This window comes from Brevibacterium antiquum CNRZ 918, from assembly GCF_900169145.1.
Taxonomy (GTDB): domain Bacteria; phylum Actinomycetota; class Actinomycetes; order Actinomycetales; family Brevibacteriaceae; genus Brevibacterium; species Brevibacterium koreense.
Genome location: NZ_FXZD01000007.1, coordinates 152,567 through 172,748, shown reverse-complemented (window position 1 = coordinate 172,748; position 20,182 = coordinate 152,567). Strand labels below are relative to the sequence as shown.

The 20,182-nt window shown below is 62.1% G+C and carries 16 protein-coding genes, 1 tRNA gene and 1 pseudogene; 5 read left to right on the top strand and 13 right to left on the bottom strand.

Annotated elements, in window-relative coordinates; translation table 11 throughout:
* Positions 1-36: 36 nt before the first annotated feature.
* From lysA to BANT918_RS11545, 11 genes and pseudogenes are all read right to left on the bottom strand, one after another.
* Complete coding sequence (gene lysA / locus BANT918_RS11590; RefSeq protein WP_101620377.1) at positions 37-1,461, bottom strand: diaminopimelate decarboxylase; 1,425 nt, start codon at positions 1,459-1,461, stop codon at positions 37-39.
* The gene (locus tag BANT918_RS11585) at positions 1,461-2,363 is read right to left on the bottom strand and encodes a DALR anticodon-binding domain-containing protein (RefSeq protein WP_101620376.1); all 903 of its coding nucleotides are present in this window, start codon (positions 2,361-2,363) and stop codon (positions 1,461-1,463) included. Before BANT918_RS11585 ends, lysA begins: the two co-directional genes overlap by 1 nt.
* A 97-nt stretch (positions 2,364-2,460) precedes the next feature.
* Positions 2,461-3,636, bottom strand: a complete 1,176-nt coding sequence (locus BANT918_RS11580) for a CynX/NimT family MFS transporter (protein ID WP_101620375.1) — start codon at positions 3,634-3,636, stop codon at positions 2,461-2,463.
* A 45-nt stretch (positions 3,637-3,681) separates the two neighbouring features.
* Positions 3,682-5,790, bottom strand: coding sequence for an FtsX-like permease family protein (locus BANT918_RS11575; protein ID WP_233430461.1), 2,109 nt, complete (start codon positions 5,788-5,790; stop codon positions 3,682-3,684).
* Complete coding sequence (locus tag BANT918_RS17755; RefSeq protein WP_233430459.1) at positions 5,787-6,230, bottom strand: hypothetical protein; 444 nt, start codon at positions 6,228-6,230, stop codon at positions 5,787-5,789. The genes BANT918_RS11575 and BANT918_RS17755 overlap by 4 nt, the downstream gene beginning before the upstream one ends.
* Positions 6,227-6,992: pseudogene (locus BANT918_RS11570) on the bottom strand (ABC transporter ATP-binding protein). The gene BANT918_RS17755 and the pseudogene BANT918_RS11570 overlap by 4 nt, the downstream one beginning before the upstream one ends.
* Before the next feature lie 82 nt (positions 6,993-7,074).
* Positions 7,075-7,150 (bottom strand) — tRNA-Arg (locus BANT918_RS11565).
* 101 nt (positions 7,151-7,251) lie between these two features.
* Positions 7,252-8,289 carry a M15 family metallopeptidase gene (locus BANT918_RS11560; protein ID WP_101620374.1) on the bottom strand — a complete coding sequence of 346 codons (1,038 nt, stop codon included), beginning with the start codon at positions 8,287-8,289 and terminating at the stop codon, positions 7,252-7,254.
* Positions 8,290-8,566: 277 nt separating this feature from the next.
* Positions 8,567-9,622: a hemolysin family protein gene (locus tag BANT918_RS11555; RefSeq protein WP_101620373.1), complete on the bottom strand. Its 1,056-nt coding sequence runs from the start codon at positions 9,620-9,622 to the stop codon at positions 8,567-8,569.
* On the bottom strand, positions 9,622-10,950 hold the full coding sequence (locus tag BANT918_RS11550; RefSeq protein ID WP_101620372.1) for a hemolysin family protein: 1,329 nt from the start codon (positions 10,948-10,950) through the stop codon (positions 9,622-9,624). The genes BANT918_RS11555 and BANT918_RS11550 overlap by 1 nt, the downstream gene beginning before the upstream one ends.
* A 131-nt stretch (positions 10,951-11,081) precedes the next feature.
* Positions 11,082-12,539: a GuaB1 family IMP dehydrogenase-related protein gene (locus BANT918_RS11545; protein WP_101620371.1), complete on the bottom strand. Its 1,458-nt coding sequence runs from the start codon at positions 12,537-12,539 to the stop codon at positions 11,082-11,084.
* A 101-nt stretch (positions 12,540-12,640) separates the two neighbouring features.
* Here BANT918_RS11545 and BANT918_RS11540 point away from each other — a divergent pair, with 101 nt between their 5' ends.
* The 3 genes from BANT918_RS11540 (at position 12,641) to BANT918_RS18110 (ending at position 17,216) form a co-directional block, all read left to right on the top strand.
* The gene (locus tag BANT918_RS11540; protein WP_101620370.1) at positions 12,641-16,408 is read left to right on the top strand and encodes a multifunctional oxoglutarate decarboxylase/oxoglutarate dehydrogenase thiamine pyrophosphate-binding subunit/dihydrolipoyllysine-residue succinyltransferase subunit; all 3,768 of its coding nucleotides are present in this window, start codon (positions 12,641-12,643) and stop codon (positions 16,406-16,408) included.
* The gene (locus BANT918_RS11535; RefSeq protein WP_101620369.1) at positions 16,405-17,019 is read left to right on the top strand and encodes a GDSL-type esterase/lipase family protein; all 615 of its coding nucleotides are present in this window, start codon (positions 16,405-16,407) and stop codon (positions 17,017-17,019) included. The genes BANT918_RS11540 and BANT918_RS11535 overlap by 4 nt, the downstream gene beginning before the upstream one ends.
* Before the next feature lie 122 nt (positions 17,020-17,141).
* Positions 17,142-17,216, top strand: a complete 75-nt coding sequence (locus BANT918_RS18110; RefSeq protein WP_371860662.1) for a 50S ribosomal protein bL37 — start codon at positions 17,142-17,144, stop codon at positions 17,214-17,216.
* An 84-nt stretch (positions 17,217-17,300) separates the two neighbouring features.
* On the opposite strand, the gene rsrA is transcribed toward BANT918_RS18110, so the two are convergent.
* Positions 17,301-17,573, bottom strand: a complete 273-nt coding sequence (gene rsrA, locus BANT918_RS11530; RefSeq protein ID WP_101620368.1) for a mycothiol system anti-sigma-R factor — start codon at positions 17,571-17,573, stop codon at positions 17,301-17,303.
* Complete coding sequence (locus tag BANT918_RS11525) at positions 17,570-18,226, bottom strand: sigma-70 family RNA polymerase sigma factor (RefSeq protein ID WP_418904357.1); 657 nt, start codon at positions 18,224-18,226, stop codon at positions 17,570-17,572. Before BANT918_RS11525 ends, rsrA begins: the two co-directional genes overlap by 4 nt.
* A 149-nt stretch (positions 18,227-18,375) precedes the next feature.
* Between BANT918_RS11525 and BANT918_RS11520 the strand changes: the two genes are divergently transcribed.
* Both BANT918_RS11520 and aroA read left to right on the top strand, forming a co-directional pair.
* Positions 18,376-18,873: a DoxX family protein gene (locus BANT918_RS11520; RefSeq protein ID WP_101620366.1), complete on the top strand. Its 498-nt coding sequence runs from the start codon at positions 18,376-18,378 to the stop codon at positions 18,871-18,873.
* Positions 18,866-20,182: a 3-phosphoshikimate 1-carboxyvinyltransferase gene (aroA, locus tag BANT918_RS11515; RefSeq protein ID WP_101620365.1), complete on the top strand. Its 1,317-nt coding sequence runs from the start codon at positions 18,866-18,868 to the stop codon at positions 20,180-20,182. Before BANT918_RS11520 ends, aroA begins: the two co-directional genes overlap by 8 nt.

The window sequence follows — 20,182 nt, the reverse complement described above, 5'->3', positions numbered from 1 at the left end:
CCTTTTCGCTGTCTTCAATGGCACTCATACCCGCTCTCAAACGTTCATTCCCGGATCGCTGCGCAACATCTGAGAGTAGTCCTCGGGCGTCACGATCCACTCAACCTTATCCGTTGTCACGGCCAGGACCCCTGGTTTGGGCAGGTGGTTGTAGTTGTTGGCCAATGACCGGCAGTAGGCACCGGTGCTCGGGACTGCGACGAGGTCGCCGGAGGACACATCGGATCCCATGTATTCGTCTCGGACGATGATGTCACCGGATTCGCAGTGCTTGCCCACGACGCGCACGATGGTGGGTTCGGAACTGGAGTTCCGATTGGCCAAGGTACACGAATAGTCAGCATCGTAGAGAGCTGTCCGAATGTTGTCGCTCATCCCCCCGTCGACGGCGACGTAGGTGCGCAGGCCATTGTCGGTGTCGACGTCTTTGACGGTGCCGACCCGGTAGAGGGTGAACATGGACGGTGACACGATCGCGCGTCCGGGCTCGATGGAGATCCGCGGCACGTTCGTGCCCAGACCGCGGCATTCCTTGGCGACCACTTCGGCGAGCTCCTGAGCCATCTCAGCCACCGGGATGGGGGTGTCCTGTGAGGTGTAGCGGATGCCGAAGCCACCGCCCAGATCGACATCGGGCAGATCGACACCGTGTTCGGCCATGATCTCTGCTCGCAGAGCCAGGACACGGGCGGCAGCAACCTGGAAGCCGGAAATATCGAAGATCTGCGAGCCGATATGCGAGTGGAGGCCGTCGAAACGCAGATGCGATGAGTTCGCCACGGCCCCTGCGGCCCTCGCCGCGGTTCCGGCGGAGACGGAGAGACCGAATTTCTGATCCTCATGCGCTGTGGCGATGAAATCGTGGGTGTGGGCCTCCACTCCCACCGTGACCCGCAGCATCACCGGGGCAACGGTGCCCTTGGCGGCCGCGATCGATTCGAGAAGGGAGATCTCGTCGAGGCTGTCGACGAAGATCCGTCCCACACCGTAGTCGAGTGCATATTCGAGCTCGGCCACAGACTTGTTGTTGCCGTGCAGACCGACCCGTTCGCCTGGAACTCCTGCTGCCCGGGCCACCATCATCTCTCCCAGGGAACAGGTGTCGAGACCAAGGCCTGCCTCATGAACCCACCGAGCGACAGCGGTGCACAGGAATGCCTTTCCCGCGTAGAAGACGTCGACTCCGGCCAGGCCCTTGTCTGCGGAGAAGGCGGCCGAGTAGGCGCTGACGTAGTTCTCGGCCCGGGCGGTGAAGTCAGCGACGTCCATGACGAGGGTCGGGGTTCCGTAGCGTTCGGCGAGGTCGGTGACTGTGTGCCCGGCGACGGTGAGGACACCGGAGTCGGACTTCGTCACGTTGTCCGACCACAGGCTGGGCAGGAGCGCGTTGACGTCTTCGGGGTAGGGCAACCACACGGGTGCGGGTGTGGCGTGCAAGGTGCCGGCGATGTGGGCAGGCATTACATCCTCTCCGGGGCGCAGGCGCCCAGTAGTCGAAGTCCTGTGGTCAGGACGATGATGGCGGCTCGGTCGAGGACCAGCCGGGAAGCGTGGAGTCGCGTGATGTCCTCGTCGACGCTCGGTGTCACAGGGCATGCGTCCACCCAGTCCAGAAACAGCTGAGATGCGGCTTCGAGGAGGCAGGTGATGCGCTGTGGTTCGCCGAGGGAGGCGGCGCGGCCCGTCGTGGCGATGAAGTCGGCCAGCGCTGCAGCCAGCGCAGTCTCAGTGTCATCGGTCAGGGTGTAGGGGTCGAAGTCGGAGGCGTCGATTCCAGCCGATGTTGCACGGCGTTCGATTCGGCAGGCTGAGGCGTGGGCGAACTGGACGAGGTACACAGGGTTGTCCGGGTGGGCTCTGCGCAGCAATCTCATATCGCCCAGATGCGATGACACTGCGGCGCCACGTGCGGCCGTGAAGCGAAGCACGTCGGTCCCCACAGCGGGGTGCAGAGCCTGCAGCTCGCAGCTGGAGGAGAGGCGACAGTTGACTGTGGTTTCGATACGCGCTGCCGTGTCGTGATCTGGACCGAATGCCGTCTCGGCGCTGACGATGTCAGCGGCGATCTGGGCGAGGCTGCTGGGACTGACTGAAATGTTGAGGAACCCGGGGCCGGCGACGTCGACTCGGGTCACTCCGGTGTCGTCACGCAGCATTGCCGCGATCTCCTCTGCCAGGCTCCTGGGCTCGGTGTGCAGAGTCGCAGCACTGCGCAGTGCGATTGTCGAGACCCAGTCCCCGTGACGCTGTGCCTGCGACCGGCGAAGGTGCGGGCTCGCAACAGGCCCGCTGTCGATTCCACGTGCGGCGGCGGCGCTCGCCAGCGCACGCGCCAGAGCGGTCTGCAGAAGTTCCGGGGTCACTCGATCAGATTACTCGTGTCCGGTTGTCGACGGCGAATCAGGTGTCATAGTCCTCAGCATCGTCTTCAGCATCCTCTCGGCTCGTGGGGTGCCCAGATCAGATCGAGCCGGGGCGGCAGGCGGAGAAGCTGACTGCGAACTTCACCGCGATGGAGGCCAGCACCACGGCATAGGCGGGCCACGTAGCGTCAAAATTCTGGATCAGGAAAGCGAAGATCAGGGGGCCGGTGGCAGCCATCAGATAGCCGCCGCCTTGGACGAAGCCCGACAGCGCTGCCGAGGCGTCGGCGCTGCGAGAGCGCAGGGTGATCAGGGTCAGGGCCAGTGGGAACGTCGAGATTCCGATGCCTAACAGGACCGTCCACAGCACTGGTGCGACTTCGGGGATGAGCCACAGACCGAGGTACCCGGCGGCCAGGCAGCCGCAGAAGGCAATGACGATCGGTGAAGCGGTGGACATCTTCTGTGCCAGAAGCGGCAGGACGAACCCGAGGACGAGGGGAATGGCGGTCACAAGGGCGAGCATGGCTCCCGCGAATGCCGGGTCGAAGCCCGAGCGTGTCAGCAGGGTGGGCAGCCATGTGAATAGGATGAAGTTGTTGAAGGAGGTCAGCCCGGTCATCGTCATCAGTGCCCAGGCACGACGGGTCTTGACCAGTCGCAGAAGTTCGCTTCCGCCGACGACTGTGGCCGAGACCTGAGAACGGGGTGCAGGTTTGAGCACGACGATCACGACCCAGACGGCGATCCCCACTGCTGCGGACGCAGCCCACACGAGCAGTGACCCACGCCATTCGAACTTCGACGCCAGAGGCACTGCCACGAGCGGGGGGATGAATGTCCCCAGCTGCAGCAGGCCCACGTGCACTGTCGACATCAGTGCGACACGATCAGGGAAGTAGGACTTCACGATCGGTGGCACAACCACATTGCCGATGCCCATGCCCAGGAGTGCGAGGATGCTGAGCGCCAGGAAGATCGCGGGAGAGTCGACAACCGCACGCAGGCCCAGACCCGCCGTGATCATGATCATGACTGCCAGAGAGATCGTCAGACCAGAGAAGCGGTTGTACAGCCGTGGTGTGATGAAGCCGCTGATTCCGTAGAGCAGCGGCGGCAGCATTCCGATGACTGCCAGGAAGACCGCGCTGAGATGGATCTCGGCGCCCATGGCATCCAGCAGAGGTGACAGTCCCGTCACGCCTGGACGCAAGTTGAATGCGGCGACAACGATTCCGATGACGATCAGAACAGATGCCCACGCAGATTTCATGCCTGCATTTCTATCATCCTCACCACTGCATCAGCCTCGGCGGGGTCAGTTCTCCTGTTTGAGTCCTTCGACCGGTGACAGCTGTGCGGCCCGTCTGGCCGGTGCCAAGGCGGAGAGCAGGCCGGCGAGGATCGCCACCAGCAGGATGCCCAATGTGGCGGGAAGCGACCAGTCAACGATGAGCCGATGGGAATAGTCGTGGGAGATCAGCCGGGTGCCGACAATGCCGAGTGCCCCGCCGAGGAGGAGACCGATGAGTGCCGCCACTGAGGAGATGAGAGTGGCTTCGAGAGCGAGGAGCGACCTGAGCTGGGAGATGCTCAGGCCCAGCGCCCGCAGCAGAGAGTTCTCGCGCCGACGTTCGATCACCGACAAGCTCACCGTGTTTGAGACACCGAGCAAGGCGATGAGGACCGCGATGAGCAGCAGGGCCACAGAAACTATGAGGAGGACGTCGATGATTTCGGAGTATTGGCCCCGGCTCACTGCAGAACCGCTCACGTCGTCACTGGTGACGTCGAGTTCTTCGGCCACATCCTGTTGGATCCGGAATATGTCGGCGACCGAGGCATTCGGATCGACCTTGATTAGAACGGAAGTGGAGGTTGCGGACACGCCCAGATCGTTGCCGACATCTGGGGTGGTGAAGAACACCAGGCTCGAGTCGCCGGACTTTTCAACCGGAACCGTCGCCTCGGTGAGGCCCTTGATGCGGATGCTGTCGGGAGTGAAATCGTCGGGGACGAGCACTTTCCCCGGAACCGGTGCCTCGGCGCCCTTGCTGAGCACGGTCCGCGCGGAATCGGGATCGATGACGTAGAGCTCCGGGGGTGGATCCCCGTGTTCGCCGAGCACCTGTGCCCGATGAGCGACGACGACGGCCTCCACGCCCGCGATGTCACGTAAGCCACCTGCTTCGTCGCGGTCGACCGCGGTGTCGAGCGGGACAGCGATGTCGACGGGATAACGCTGGTCGAGGCCGAAACCCAGCGTTGCCTTCGTCGACATTCCACCGACCAGAATGGTTGCCACCAGGGTGACACCGATGATGAGTGCGGTTGCTGTCGCCGCTGTTCGACGGGGATTGCGCAGGGTGTTCAGGGTCGCCAGTCGACCCGGGATGCCGAAGGGCCTGAAGATCAGTTCGCCGATCGCCCCGACGATGGGCGGAATGATCGTCACCGAGCACAGGATAAGCCCGAAGACGAGAAGTGCGCCCCCGAGTGCTCCGCCCAGGATCCACACCTGTGATCTCTCGATCAGGTAGACCGAGGCGAGAAGGAGCACGACTCCGAGGCCGATGCTCGACCACCCGAAGATGTGACGCAGCCTGCTGTAGCGCGAAGCAGACAGGGACTCGTCGACGAGCTGCAGCGCTTCCAGCGGCGTCACCGCGATGGCACTGCGAGCTGGTCGGATGGTGGCGAGCACAGTGAGAAGCACCCCGACGGCGATGCCGATCAACAGGGCCGAGGCTGGAACGCTCAGGCTCAGATATTCAAACTCGTTGGGCCAGATCTGCTTCGCCCCTGCCGCGAGGCCGAAGCTGAAGCCTGCCCCTACAGCCGCACCGACAATCGACCCCAGCAACCCGACCAAGGCCCCCTCTGTGACCACAGACCCGTAGAGCTGAAGGCGTGAGGCTCCCAGGCAGCGCAACAGCGCCAGTTCGCGTCTGCGCCCGGCCACGATCACGGAGAAGGTGTTGGACACCACCAGTATCGCTACGATGACGGAGATGCCGGCGAAGGCCAGGAGCAGCCAGGTGATGACCTCGTTGCCGCCGGAGAGTCGCTGAGCCTTGACGTCGATGGCATCGCCGACGGTCATCGCCTCCAGGCTTCCCTGCAAGGCTGAATCATCGATCGCCGTCTGCAGGCGAGTGCGGACCGCAGCCGGGCCAGCACCCTCGTCAAGAGCGACCTGGAGCGCGACGACATTCCCCTGCGCAGCGAAGTACTCCTGGTAGCTCGCCGAGGTCGTCATCCCACGGTGCATGCCTGCAGTCGCCGGACTGCTTCCCATCGAGGCCAGACCGACGACGGTGAACATCGTGTCGCTCTGGCTCGGTCCCCGATAGATGGGCATCGAATCATCGTCAGGAGCCACGGACACCGAGTCAACGAAGAAGCGGATCTCATCGCCGATGCTCACACCCAGATCTGTTGCAGTCGCCTTGCCAGGACCAGGTCTGTGATCGAATCGGGGCGGGTGCCGTCGGTGATGGAGAACGTGTCCAGGCCCGAATCCTCAGGTGCAGGAGTCAGAGCGAACGTGCTCTCGGAGAATGACTGGCCCCGGCCGATCGTCGTCGTGCGAGCATGGACGGCCACCGTGCTCGCTCCATCAGCCTGCTCCAGAGGCTTCTTCAGAGGAGAGACCTCCTGCCCGTCGACGAAGACGTCCTGGCCCGGGACGATGACGAGGTCAGACTTGGAGAATGTGTGCCCGACGGATTCCTTCAGGCTCGCCTGCAGCGAAGAGCTGAGGATCAGGGTTGAAACGACGAATCCCGCCGCCAGAGCGATGCCGAGACCCACCGCGAGGAATCGCGCCCAGTGGATTCGGATCTCCGCCAGAGCAACTGCGATCACAGATCGCTCAGCTCACCCAGCGCCGAGACCACGGATTCTTTGGTCGGCTGATGCACTTCTCCTCCAGCACGCCCGTCTTTGAGGAGCACTACTCGATCGGCGTGTGAGGCGGCCACGGGGTCGTGAGTGACCAAGATGATCGTCTGTCCATAGCGGGTGGTTGCTCCATGCAGCAGGGCCAGCACCTCAGCTCCCGCCTGCGAATCAAGATTGCCTGTGGGCTCGTCGGCGAAGATCACATCGGGGAGTCAGGAGGGCGCGAGCCACGGCAACGCGCTGCTGCTGACCTCCAGAGAGTTCGTGCGGGCGGTGTTTGAGCCGGTCCCCCAGCTCAAGCCGCTCAACGACTTCTGCCTTCCATTCCGGATCGATCCTCTTACGCGCCAGGGACACGGGCAGTTCGATGTTCTGTTCGGCACTGAGCGTGGGAACCAGGTTGAACGCCTGGAAGATAAATCCGATGCGGTCACGCCGCATCTTGGTGAGTTCTTTGTCGTTGAGATCGGTGATGTCCTGGCCACCCATGGTGATGGTTCCGGAGTCGACTCTGTCGAGGCCAGCGAGGACATGCATGAAGGTAGATTTGCCTGAACCCGAAGGTCCCATAATCGCGCTGAATCTGCTGGCTTCGAAGTTCACCGTGATGCCATCGAGGGCCGTCACAGTGGTGTCGCCGCGGCCGAAGCTCTTGCGCACGGAGTGTGCGCTGAGCACAACATCGGCGCTCGTCACGTCCGCAGGAATCGACATCACGGCCTTCATCAGCTGGTTGAGGTTCGGTACGGGCCACCCTAGTCGGCGGTAGCAGAAACCGCCCACCTCTGGTGATGAGGAGGGCGGCGTGTGGTGCCCGCGACAGGATTCGAACCTACGACCTTCTGCTCCGGAGGCAGACGCTCTATCCACTGAGCTACGCGGGCAACGGATGCAATGCTATCACCGACCTGTGGTGCTTCCCAAAACGAAACCGCGTGCAATCGAGTCTCGATTGCACGCGGTTGTCGGCACCGTCTCTTAAGGTTCAGGCGCCCTTCATGTCCTTGCGTCCCGGGACGTACTCCCAGTGCCAGAGTTCGTAGGAATTCCGCTTCGCCCAGTCCGGATTCTCCCAGCCGTACTTCTCAGCGTTGGCCACGAGCCATTCATACTGCGCACCGGTTCCGTTCTGAGTTCCCGCACCCAGATCAAGGGCAATTCCCCAACCGTGGTTGGAGGTGCCGGGGCGAGCAGCGAATCCGGGTTTGCGTTCCGCGACGGAGATCTGAGATTCCAGCGACCGATACGAGTCGGTGACGGCCAGTTCCTTGCCTGTGTCCTTCTTGAACGCGGCGTTCATCTTGGCGAACGACACCGCAGCGTCAGAGCGCAATTTGTGCTTGCCGACGCCGATCTCGCACAGCCAGTCCTCGGGGACCTCGCCATTCGACGCCTCGCCCTTGGGTGCTTCGCCTTCGCATCCGGGAAGTACAGTCTTCGTGATGGCACGCGAAGCGGCCTCCACCTTGGTCTGTTTGGCGCTCGGAGCGCCGATAGCCATGCTCGTCTTCTCGTCGTCTGCCTTGATATCGGCCGAGACGGATTCGGAGTTGATGACGCGAGTCTGGGTATCGGCAGCGGTCTCGTCGACCTTCACTTCCTGGTTGCCGCTCATGTTGCCGGCGACCATGACGGCCGCGATCGCGGTTCCTGTCACAGAGACAGTGGCCAAAGCCGAGAAGGTCGTCACGCGGCGCCGACGCACCGAGCGCAGAAGAGATCCGTCCGATCCGCGACTGCCCATCCGAGCGGCGACGAAGGCCGAACCACCGTGAGCGGGACGAGCTGAGGCTTCTTTGGCCATTGCCGCCCGACGCGGCGATCCGACGGCCGCCTTTGCTTCTGCAGCCATCGCTGCGCGACGCGGCGAAAGGGGTGCTGCTGGAGTCGGATCCGAGTGATGCGACACCGATGTCGCGTCCTGCTTGGAGAAGACAGATGACACCGACGAGGACGTATGCTGCTTGCGCAGATCGCGACGGCGAACCGGTTGCGCCTCTGCGGTCGAGGACTCACTCGACATATTACTCCGTACTGTTGTCCGTATTTCGGCCGCCATCTATCTCGGCGAACGAAAACCTTATGTCACAACACTATAACGACCTCGTTACAGATTGTCACTTTATGCTCACGCTTGGCGTGTGACCTGGGACTTCACATGATTCTGCCCCGACCGGAGCACGATATAACGCGCATTTACGCGCTCCGGGAGGGGCGTTTAGTAACATATTGTTACAAAGCAGTGGGCAAGTGGATGACGCATGTCACAGATCCACGGCCGTCTGTGCGTGATGTCATGCTCAGTATTGGTATCGGCTCCGCTGCATGGCGTCCTGGACTTCCCCGACGAGTTCTTCCAAGACATCTTCGAGGAAGAGCAGACCCAGCACGTCTCCCTCCGCTGAGACGACCCTGGCCACGTGGATGCCGACTTTCTGCATCTGGGATAGGGCCTCTTCCACTTCATCACCTGCTGTCACCGTGAACAGAGGGCGAAATCTCTTCGCGGGAACCGGTGCACTGTATTCGAGCGTGCTGTCGGCGTAGAGGACGTCCTTGATATGGAGATAGTCCTGCGGAGACCCGTCTTTGTCAGTGACGAAATACCGCGAGAATCCGGTCTTTCCGACCATGGTGACGAGCTCATCAGGGGTCACACTTGACGAGATCGTGATGAGTTCGGACATGGGCACCATGATGTCGGCGGCTGTTTTGTCACTGAACTCCAGCGCACCCTTGAGCAGTCCAGTGTCATCGGTGAGCAGACCTTCGCGCTTCGATTCGGCGACGATCGACTCTACCTGCTCGATCGTGAACGCCTCGTTGACCTCGTCGCGAGCCTCGATCTTGAACAGATGCAGGATCGAGTTGGCCAAACCGTTCAGCGGTTTGATGACGAAGCCGAAGACTCGGGAGAGGAAGACGAGCGGGGGTGCCAACAGCATCACGGCGCGAGCTGACCCTGCCAGAGCCATGTTCTTCGGCACCATCTCCCCGATCACCACGTGCAGATATGTGACGACACCGAGGGACAGGATGAAGGAGATCGTCGAGGACAGACCTGCCGGAATGCCAAGTCCTTCGAGCGGTCCGGACAGCAGATGGTGAATAGCCGGCTCCGCGACGTTGCCCAACAGCAGGGAGCAGACGGTGATTCCGAGCTGGCAGATCGCCAGCATCACCGAGACGTGTTCCATCGCGTAGAGAGCGGTCTTCGCAGCGGTCGACCCCTCCTGCGCTCGGGGCTCGAGCTGCGAGCGTTTGGCCGCGACCACAGCGAATTCGGCTGCGACGAAGAAGGCGTTGCCCAGGAGCAGGACGACAAGCCAGATGAGGCCCAACCAGTCAGCGCTCATCAGAACTCACCACCCTGTTCATAGCCGGCTGCGTCGGTCGCCCGAAGGAGGATACGCAATCGTTCGATGCGGCGACCGTGCATCCGTTCGACGCGGATCAGCGCGTCATCAGTGCGGATCTGATCCCCAGGTTCTGGGATCCGCCCCAACTCTTTGAGGACGAAACCCGCCAACGTCTCATAATCGGAGTCTTCGGGTATCTCGAGCCCGATCGTCGACGAGACTTCGTCGGGACGAAGCTGTCCGGGAACGATCCATGTGCCGTCGCGGGCAGGCCGTGCTGCCACTCGCATCCGGTCGTGTTCGTCGGCGACCTCGCCGACGAGTTCTTCGACGACGTCTTCGAGTGTTACGACACCGGCTGTGCCTCCGAACTCGTCGACGACAACGGCCAGCTGCAGGCCCTTGGCTCGAAGTTCCATCAGGAGCGGATCGAGCAGGAGCGTTTCAGGAATCTCGGTCACTGCGGTCATCAAACCTCCGGCGTATGCATCGTCGCGATTCGCCAGCGGAACCGCAAAGGCCTGCTTGACGTGGACGACGCCGACGATATGGTCCTTGTCTTCTCCGGCGACCGGGAATCGGGAGAATCCAGTTTCCCGTGCCTGCTCGATGATCGCTCGCGCGGTCGTGTCCTTGACCACCGATGACATGCGGGTGCGTGGAGTCATCACGTCTTCCGCGGTGCGCTCGGAGAAGCTCAGAGTCCGTTCGAGCAGATCAGCCGTCTGCTCATCGAGCATTCCCTCCTCTGCGGAGTGACGTACCAAAGATGTGAGCTCTTCGGGAGAGCGGCCGACCGAGCCCTCTTCCTGAGGCTCGATGCCCACAGACAACAGGATCTTGTTCGCGGTTCCATTGAGCACGCTGATCACGGGTTTGAAGGCAACGGAGAAGACGTACTGCATCGGCGCGGCAATGCGACCAGTGGCCAACGGCACAGCGATCGCCAGGTTCTTGGGCACCAGTTCGCCGAAGATCATCGACAGGATCGTGGACAGGATGAGTGCGATCGTCAGCGCGATCGGGGCAGCGAGCCCCGGACTGGCACCCATCGATTCGAACACCGGAGCCAAGAGCTTGCCCAGAGACGGCTCCATCAGGTAACCGGTCAGAAGCGTGGTGATCGTGATGCCCACCTGGGCCGCAGACAGCTGAGTGGACAGATGGGTCATCGAACGGCGGAGAGTCTTGGCTCCGACCACGCCGTCCTCCACCGCCTTGTCCGCAGTGTGACGATCGAGTGTGAGGAGGGAGAACTCAGCAGCGACGAAGACGCCGGTGCCACAGATCAGGATGAGTGCGAACGCAAGGTACAGCCATTCCATCAGCGACGTTCCCTGCCGTCCGCCGACAGGAGATCACGGTGCGTGATGCGATCGAACCTCAGGGGGTGAGGGTCATCGTCTGGGGCGCCGGCTTCCCGCCGGCTGGGACTGTCACTGTGCATGGCTAGATCTTACCAACTCCGAGACAGCGGTCGGCCTTCGTCATATCCCGCGGCGCTCTGAACTCCGACCGTGGCGAGTTCGGCGAATTCCGCGAGGGTGCGGGCTCCTGCATAGGTGAAGGAGCTGCGCACGCCCGAAGTGATGCCGTCGAGCAGGTCCTCGACTCCAGGAGATTCTGGGTCAATGTACATCGTCGACGAAGAAATGCCCTCTTCGAACAGGCCCTTGCGTGCGCGGGAGAATGCCGACTCTGTCCGAGTTCTGTTCGCCACTGCCCGCGCCGAGGCCATGCCGAAGCTCTCCTTGTACTTGCGACCCTCACCGTCGACGAGAAGATCTCCCGGGGATTCATGGGTGCCTGCGAACCACGAGCCGACCATGACCTGCGATGCACCTGCGGCAAGGGCCAGCGCCACATCGCGGGGATAGCGAACGCCCCCGTCTGCCCACACATGAGCGCCCAATTCCCTGGCCGCCTCGGCGCACTCGCGAACAGCCGAGAACTGCGGACGGCCGACTGCCGTCATCATGCGTGTGGTGCACATCGCACCGGGGCCGACACCGACCTTGATGATCTGAGCACCGGCCGACACGAGGTCGTGAACGCCGTCAGCGGTGACGACGTTTCCCGCGACGATGGGCACTCCCAGATCTGCCGCCGAGATCGCGCTCAAGGTGTCAAGCATCTTCACCTGATGGCCGTGTGCAGTATCGACGACAAGCACGTCGGCACCGGCTGCGACGAGGGCAGTGGCTCGTTCGACGGCGTTGCCGTTGACTCCGACCGCCACAGCGATTTTCAGTGAGTTCTGGTCATCGAGGTTGGGTGCGTAGATCGAGGAGCGCAGCAGCGACTTGGGAGTCAGGGATCCCAGCACCCTGTCGCGGTCATCGACGACGGCGGCGAATGGGGTCCGGGCCTCGTTCATGGACTCGAACAGAGACTCCAGCTGCGCGCCATCAGACCAATCGATGTCCGTGGCCCTGATGACGTGCGGGGACGATTCGAGCAGCGCAGACACCGCAGTGAACCGGTCGACGTCTTTGAGATTCGTCGAATCGATCACCCCTTCGAGCTTCCCGGCTTCATCGACGACGACTCCGAAACCGTGAGCGCGTTTGGCCAGTACGTGCAGTGCGCTCAGCACAGTGTCCTCCGGGGAGAACCGCAGTGCCGAATCGAAGACGCGATCTCGGCTCTTCACCCACGCGATAGTGTCCTGGGCCGCGGACAGCGGGATGTCCTGCGGCAGAACCGCGAGACCACCTCGGCGAGCCATGGTCTCAGCCATTCGACGACCGGACACGGCAGTCATGTTTGCAGCCACGATCGGCGTCGTGGAACCGGTCGGATCGGTCGTCGACAGATTTACGTCGAACCGGGAGGTCAGTGAGGACGAGTTGGGAACCAGGAATACATCCGAGTACGTCAGATCGCTATTCTGGTCATTTGAGATGAAACGCATGACACTATTGTCCCCTATGCGGACATACTCGGGTACATCGCGTTAGGCTGGTCATGTCGTTAAGCAGCAATTCTTGAATCAGGAAGTAGGCGATCAACGCCGTGTCCGTCAATACTCCGAACCGCACCGTCGATGACTTCGGGTCGAATGAGTGGTTGGTCGAGGAATTGTATGAACAGTACAAGTCCGATAAGAACTCCGTCGACCAATCGTGGTGGCCGTTCTTCGACAAGTACGAGAAGAACGGGGATGGAGCAGCAGCGAAGACTGCCGACGCCAAACCCGCAGCGAAGACCGGCACCGAGCCGGCCGCAAAGACCAAAGCGAAGTCCGCCTCGAAAGCTCCTGCGAAGACACCCGACAAGTCCACCGAGGACACGTCGGGAGAAGACTCCGTTGCGGATGACAGCCCCCGCGGAATCTCCCCGTCTTCAGCTCAGTCCGAGACTCTGAAGGCCGAGACCAAGTCCGTGCCCAAGGTCGTCGTGAAGGACACCGAGTCCAAGCCAGCTCCCGAAGAGACCGTGACTCCATTGCGCGGTCCGGCGAAGCTGATCGCCAAGAACATGGACGATTCGATCGAGGTGCCCACGGCTACGTCCGTGCGTGCGCTGCCGGCCAAGGCCCTCATCGACAACCGCATCGTCATCAACTCACACCTCAAACGGACCCGCGGTGGAAAGGTCTCCTTCACCCACCTCATCGGCTTCGCCGTCATCCGAGCCCTGCAGAACTTCCCGTCGCAGAACGTCTCCTATGATGTGCGCGAGGGCAAGCCCGTGAAGGTCTCCCCCGCTCACATCAACTTCGGTCTCGCGATCGATGTGCCGAAGAAGGACGGTTCGCGCACGCTCCTCGTGCCCAGCGTCAAGAAGGCTGAGACCCTGACCTTCCGCCAGTTCGTCGACGCCTACGACGGCCTCGTCGACAAGGCTCGCCAGGGCAAGCTCACAGCCGACGACTTTGCAGGCACGTCCGTCTCGCTGACCAACCCCGGTGGAATCGGAACCGTGCATTCCGTGCCGCGTCTGACCAAGGGCCAGGGCTGCATCATCGGTGTCGGTGCGCTCGACTACCCGGCGGAGTTCCAGGGTGCCAGCCAGAACACGATCAACAAATTGGCCGTGTCCAAGGTGCTCACCCTGACCTCCACCTACGATCACCGCGTGATCCAGGGTGCAGGATCCGGCGAGTTCCTCAAGCTCGTCCACAGCTACCTCCTCGGTGAGGACGGTTTCTACGACGATGTATTCGAGTCCCTGCGTCTGCCCTACGAACCCGTGCGCTGGGTTCCCGACGTCTCCGCTGAAGACCAGGACGATGTCAACAAGACCGCCCGCGTCATCGAACTCATCGACGCCTACCGCACGCGCGGTCACCTCATGGCGAACATCGATCCGCTGGTGTACCGGCAGCGTTCGCACCCGGACCTCGACATCAACCAACACGGACTGACCCTGTGGGATCTCGAACGTGAGTTCCCCACCGGCGGCTTCGGTGCCAAACCGATGATGCCCTTCCGCAACATCCTCGGACTCCTGCGCGAGAGCTACTGCCGCACCATCGGCTTCGAGTACATGCACATCGCCGATCCGCTGCAGCGCCGTTGGTTCCAGGCCAAGATCGAGGTTCCGCATCAGGAGCTGACACGCTCTGAGCAGGGACACATCCTCGGCCGCCTCAACGCAGCCGAAGCCTTTGAGACCTTCCTCCAGACGAAGTACATCGGGCAGAAGCGCTTCAGCCTCGAAGGCGGCGAATCAGCCATCGTCCTCCTTGACGAGGTCCTCAACCAGTCGGCAGACACCGGCATGGAACAGGTCGCCATCGGGATGGCGCACCGCGGACGTCTCAACGTGCTCACCAACATCGCAGGCAAGTCCTATGCGCAGATGTTCCGTGAGTTCGACGGAACGATGTCTCCCGACAGCGTCCAGGGCTCTGGTGACGTCAAATACCACCTGGGCACCGAGGGGTCCTTCACCTCACCCGCAGGCAACTCGACCGATGTGTATGTCGCGGCCAATCCCAGCCACCTCGAGACTGTCGATCCGATCCTTGAAGGCATCGTGCGCGCCAAGCAGGACTTCATCGACCAGGGAGAAGCCGGATTCACCGTACTTCCCGTCCTCGTCCACGGCGACGCGGCATTCGCAGGTCAGGGTGTCGTGACCGAGACCCTCAACCTCTCGGAGCTGCGCGGCTACCGGACCGGTGGAACGATCCACATCATCATCAACAACCAGGTCGGCTTCACCACGCCTCCGGCCTCGGCTCGCTCGTCGTTCTACTGCACCGACGTCGCGAAGTCGATCAACGCACCGATCTTCCACGTCAACGGCGACGACCCCGAAGCCGTCGTGAGAGCCGCACGGCTTGCGTTCGAATACCGTCAGGAATTCAACCGCGACGTGATCATCGACCTCGTCTGCTACCGTCGTCGCGGACACAACGAGGGCGATGACCCATCGATGACGCAGCCGCTGATGTACTCCCTCATCGAGAAGAAGGGTTCGGTGCGCAAGCTCTACACCGAATCGCTTGTCGGTAGGAAATGCATCACCGACGATGAAGCCAGCGAAGCGCTCAAGGACTACCAGTCGAAACTGGAATCAGCATTCGCCGAGACCAAGGAAGCCGAAACCGGCTCCTACGACGGCGATGCCTTCAACGCTCCGCACGTGCCCAGCGACATCGAAGCATTCAACAATGCCGAGACCGCGATCAGCACCGACACTCTGCAGCACATCGGCGCAACATTCGCCGCTGTTCCAGAGAAATTCACCATCCACAAGAAGTTGCGTGCCCTCCTTGAGAAGCGCAAGGAGATGTCGCTGTCCGGCGGCATCGACTGGGGCTTCGCCGAGCTGTTGGCCTTCGGCTCGCTGCTCATGGACGGAATTCCCGTTCGCCTCGCCGGCCAGGACTCGCGTCGCGGCACATTCGTGCAGCGCCATTCGGTGCTCATCGACGCCGACAACGGCAACGAGTGGACGCCGCTGCAGAACCTCAGCGACGAACAGGCCCGGTTCTGGGTCTACGATTCGCTCTTGAGCGAGTACGCGGCGGTCGGCTTCGAATACGGCTATTCGGTAGAACGTCAGGATGCCCTGGTCGCCTGGGAAGCTCAGTTCGGTGACTTCGCTCAGGGCGCCCAATCGGTGATCGACGAGTTCATCTCGTCCTCGGAGCAGAAGTGGCAGCAGAACTCCGGTGTCGTCATGCTCCTGCCCCACGGATACGAAGGTCAAGGCCCCGACCACTCCTCAGCTCGCATTGAGCGCTACCTGCAGCTGTGTGCCGAGTCGAACATGACGGTGGCCCTGCCATCGAACGGTGCGTCATACTTCCACCTGCTGCGCCGCCACGCGATGACGACGAACAAACGCCCGCTCATCGTGTTCACGCCGAAGTCGATGCTGCGGCTCAAGGCCGCAGCGAACTCTCCCGAGGACTTCACCACGGGAACTTTCGAGCCCGTCATCGACGATGCAGTCGTCGATCCCGAGCAGGTCGACCGTGTCGTCATGGTCTCCGGCAAGCTCTACTGGGAGCTCCTGGCTCAGAGGGAGAAGCGTGAAGACACGACGACGGCACTCGTCCGCGTCGAACAGCTCTACCCTCTTGATGAGGACTCCATCACGGCTCTGCTCGACCGGTACCCTGCCAGCGCACAGCTGGTCTGGGCACAGGAGGAGCCTGAGAACCAGGGTGCTTGGCCGTTCATGGCACTGAATATGCCACAGCTGCTGGGCGACCGTGAACTCACTGTCATCTCACGGACTGCCTCCGCTGCGACTGCCACCGGGCTCAAGCATGTCCACGAAGTCCAGCAGCAGGAAGTCATCGACAGGATCTTCCGCCGGTGAGCTCCGTGACTCCGACGACCGTTGCTGTGGTCGGTGGCCCTCTGGTCGCCGGTCACGGCGACGGTCGTGGGCTCGGATGGGTCGGACGCGTCACGGCCAGGACGTTGCCCAGCCTTCCCGAACTCAGAGTCTTTCCACTGGCGGTGCCGCACGAGGACTCTTCAGGTCTGCATGCTCGCACCATCGCCGAGGCGTCCCTGAGGTTCACCTCCGACGGTGACAATCGGCTGGTTCTGGCTTTGGGGTCAGGCGACCTCGATTCCGGTCGTTCCGTTGCCCGCGCCCGTCTCGACGTGGCCAATGTGCTCGACGAGGCGCTGGCAAGAAAAGTCTCGGCGTTCGTGATCGGGCCTCCCCCTGAGTACAACTCCGAACGGAATCGTGCGATTGCTGAGCTCAATACGAGCTTCTCGGACGTCGCAAAGCGACGCGGCATCGCTTATGTCGATACGTTCACGCCTCTGCTCGGGCATCCCGTGTGGCAGCGTGAGATCGCATCCTCGCGCGATCATCTTCCTGCACAGGAAGGCTACGGTCTGCTCGCCTGGCTGGTGCTCCACCGTGGTTGGTTCCCGTGGCTCGGTGTCCAAGATGCCATGGGCGATTCCTGATCTCCGCGCAGCCGAACCCAGCCGCCTGAGTCTGATCCTGATGACCTGAGTGACACTTTGCCCAGGCACAGGGGCCATGAAAGAATGAAGCATCTAGTTGATCTAGTTGAAGGAGTGTAGTTATGAGCAAGCGCAGCCGTAAGCGTCACGACCGTCGCCGTAACAAGGCGAACCACGGAAAGCGTCCACTCGGCTGATTCTTTCGAATCATCCGAGACAAAGAAGAGGGCGGGGAGAGTGTTCACTCTCCCCGCCCTCTTTCGTATGTTTGGTTCAGGCGGCTACGCCCCTGAGCCGGGCCAGACCGACTGCTCGGTGGCGATCCGCTGGCGGATCTTCTCCCGCAGTCCCATTGGTGCTTCTTCGCGACTGCAGGAACGACGCACCAGTTCCTTGAGCAGTGCTTCGATCTCGTATTCGTCGTGGCACGACGGACACTGTTCGAGGTGCACGGAGATCTCGCGGATCTCCGTCGTCGTCAGCTCTCCGTCAAGATAGTGGTAGATGCGCGTCAGAGATTCCGCGCGCAGGCTCTCACAGCATTCCTCGCTCATTTCGCACCTCCCGCGGGTTTGGAGAAGCCACGATCCGCGGCATAGTCGGCCAGCAAGTCACGCAGCTGACGACGTCCACGGTGCAAACGCGACATCACGGTGCCGATCGGCGTCTCCATGATCTGAGCGATCTCCTTGTACGGCAGACCTTCAACATCGGCATAGTAGACCACCATGCGGAAATCCTCTGGAAGCTCTGACAGCGCATCTTTGACGTCGGAGTCGGGCAGATGGTCGAGAGCTTCCAGCTCCGCCGAGCGACCACCGGAGGAGGAATGACTCGCGGCCTGGGCGATCTGCCAGTCCTCGATGTCCTCGCTGCCGTTTTCCTGCGGCTGGCGCTGCTTCTTCCGATAGTTGTTGATGAACGTGTTCGTCAGAATCCGGTACAGCCACGCTTTGAGGTTGGTTCCCGGCTTGTACTGATGGAACGCGGCATAGGCCTTGGCGTAGGACTCCTGGACGAGGTCCTCGGCATCAGCAGGGTTTCGGGTCATTCGCAATGCAGCCGCGTAGAGCTGATTGAGATACTCCAGAGCGTCACGCTCAAAACGGGCCGAACGCTCGGCCTTGGTCTCGGGGACTTCTTTGACTGATTCGGTCATCGTAGTCAATGGTACGCCCGTTCTCTCTAGGACGGCAGTGGCGTTCACAGACTTCTCCTTCTGCCTTTCGACTCAGCACCGGCAAGATCGCCCTCACCGGTGCGTGTTCTCTGATTCAACACCGGGGCGAGGCCCCACTATTCCCAGACAGCGGTTATGCTTGCCAATGAGATGCCCGACACGTAGGAAGGACCATAGTGTCTCCAATCAGATTCCTCGCACGGCCCATGCTGGCCGCCGGTTACATCAGCAACGGAGTCGACCGTCTGCGCCGCCCGGAAGCAGCGGCCGCGTCAATCGGTCCGCTGCTGAACATGGCACGCAAACAGATCGATGTGCCCATCGATGCTCCTACCCTGGCACGCGCCACTGGAGCGGCTCAGGTCGCTGCAGGCTCGTTGCTGGCTATCGGCAGATTCCCCCGCGTCAGTGCCACGATCCTCGTCGGCACCTACCTCCTCGACACCGTCGGTGAACGTATCGCAGCGGATAAGGCAACCTCGAAAGAAGACAAACAGGCGCGCACGGAGCGCACCCTGATCCGCACCTCGATGCTCGGCGGCGCGCTGCTGGCCAGTGTCGACACTGCAGGCAAGCCAGGACTCTGGTGGCGCACGCAGCATGCCGCCGAAGATCTCTGGTCCTCGGTCGAAGACACCTCGAAACAGGCAATGAGTGCGCTTGGCGTTGACTGACACACCCGATCTCACTGCACCCGCCACCGGCGACTGGCTTGCTCCTGTCGCCGGTGGCGGCGTCACCGCGAATGTCAGCGTGCCCGGTTCGAAGTCCCTGACCAACCGCTATCTCGTCCTCGCCGCACTGGCCGAGTCCGAGTCAATCGTGCGCGGGTGGCTGCGCAGCCGTGACACCCTGCTCATGGTCGAAGCTCTGAGAGCGCTCGGCGCCGACATCGACGAAGCCAACGGCAACTTGCACATCACTCCCATTGACTTCTCCGCACACCGCGAAGGGCCTCCGGTCACCATCGACTGCGGTCTGGCCGGAACCGTGATGCGCTTCGTTCCTCCGCTCGCCGCAGCCACCGGACGTGAGATCGTCCTCGACGGCGACGAACAGGCCAGGGTCAGGCCGATGTCGGTGATCATCGATGCCTTGACCCGCCTCGGCGCTTCCATCACTGCGGAGAACAATCTGCTGCCGATGACGATCCATGAGCAGTCCGACCTTCGCGGTGGCCACCTTGAGATCGACGCCAGCGCCTCCAGCCAATTTGTGTCGGGCTTGCTCCTGGCCGCCCCGGTGATGCCCTTGGGGATCGAGCTCGTCAACTGCGGCAATTCCGTGCCCAGCCGGACTCACGTCGATATGACGCTCGAAGTCCTCGCCGATGCGGGGGTCGACATCACAGAGCCCGAACCCGAACGATGGATCGTCGAACCGGGCCTCCCCCGCGGACTCGACGTCCACGTCGAACCGGACCTGTCCAACGCCGCAGCCTTCGTCGCCGCTGCTCTGGCCACCAACGGAGATGTCACCGTCTCCGACTGGCCTGCCCATACAACACAAGCCGGAGATGGGTTCCGCGCAATCGCCGAGGCCTTCGGCGGCACCGTGACCCTGGACCGAAACGGTCTGCGAGTCCAAGGGCCCGACGTTCTGCGAGCCGTTGACCTCGACCTCTCTGCCGTCGGTGAACTCACACCCGTCATCGCTGCCCTGGCGGCATTGGCCGATGGCACGTCGAATCTGACTGGAATCGGTCATCTCCGCGGGCATGAGACCGATCGGCTCTCGGCCCTGCGCCGCGAGCTCGGAGCCATCGGCGTCGACGTCAACGAACAACCGACGTCTCTGACGATCACGGGCTCGACTCCGCGCCGCGGAACGTGGCATACCTACAACGATCACAGGATGGTCATGGCCGGAGCGATTCTCGGTCTGCACATCGACGGACTGGTCATCGAGAATGCCGACACCGTGGCGAAGACACTGCCGGAATTCACCCAGCTGTGGGAAGACATGTTGAGTCGGCGCGCCTGA

What these genes read in the sequence shown, in the direction of transcription:
- BANT918_RS11555 (WP_101620373.1), bottom strand. Translation starts at nt 9,622, where the DNA reads ATGAGCGCTGACTGGTTGGGCCTCATCTGGCTTGTCGTCCTGCTCCTG.
- BANT918_RS11545 (WP_101620371.1), bottom strand. Translation starts at nt 12,539, where the DNA reads ATGCGTTTCATCTCAAATGACCAGAATAGCGATCTGACGTACTCGGAT.
- rsrA (WP_101620368.1), bottom strand. Translation starts at nt 17,573, where the DNA reads ATGAGCGAGGAATGCTGTGAGAGCCTGCGCGCGGAATCTCTGACGCGC.
- BANT918_RS11580 (WP_101620375.1), bottom strand. Translation starts at nt 3,636, where the DNA reads ATGAAATCTGCGTGGGCATCTGTTCTGATCGTCATCGGAATCGTTGTC.
- BANT918_RS11560 (WP_101620374.1), bottom strand. Translation starts at nt 8,289, where the DNA reads ATGTCGAGTGAGTCCTCGACCGCAGAGGCGCAACCGGTTCGCCGTCGC.
- lysA (WP_101620377.1), bottom strand. Translation starts at nt 1,461, where the DNA reads ATGCCTGCCCACATCGCCGGCACCTTGCACGCCACACCCGCACCCGTG.
- BANT918_RS11550 (WP_101620372.1), bottom strand. Translation starts at nt 10,950, where the DNA reads ATGGAATGGCTGTACCTTGCGTTCGCACTCATCCTGATCTGTGGCACC.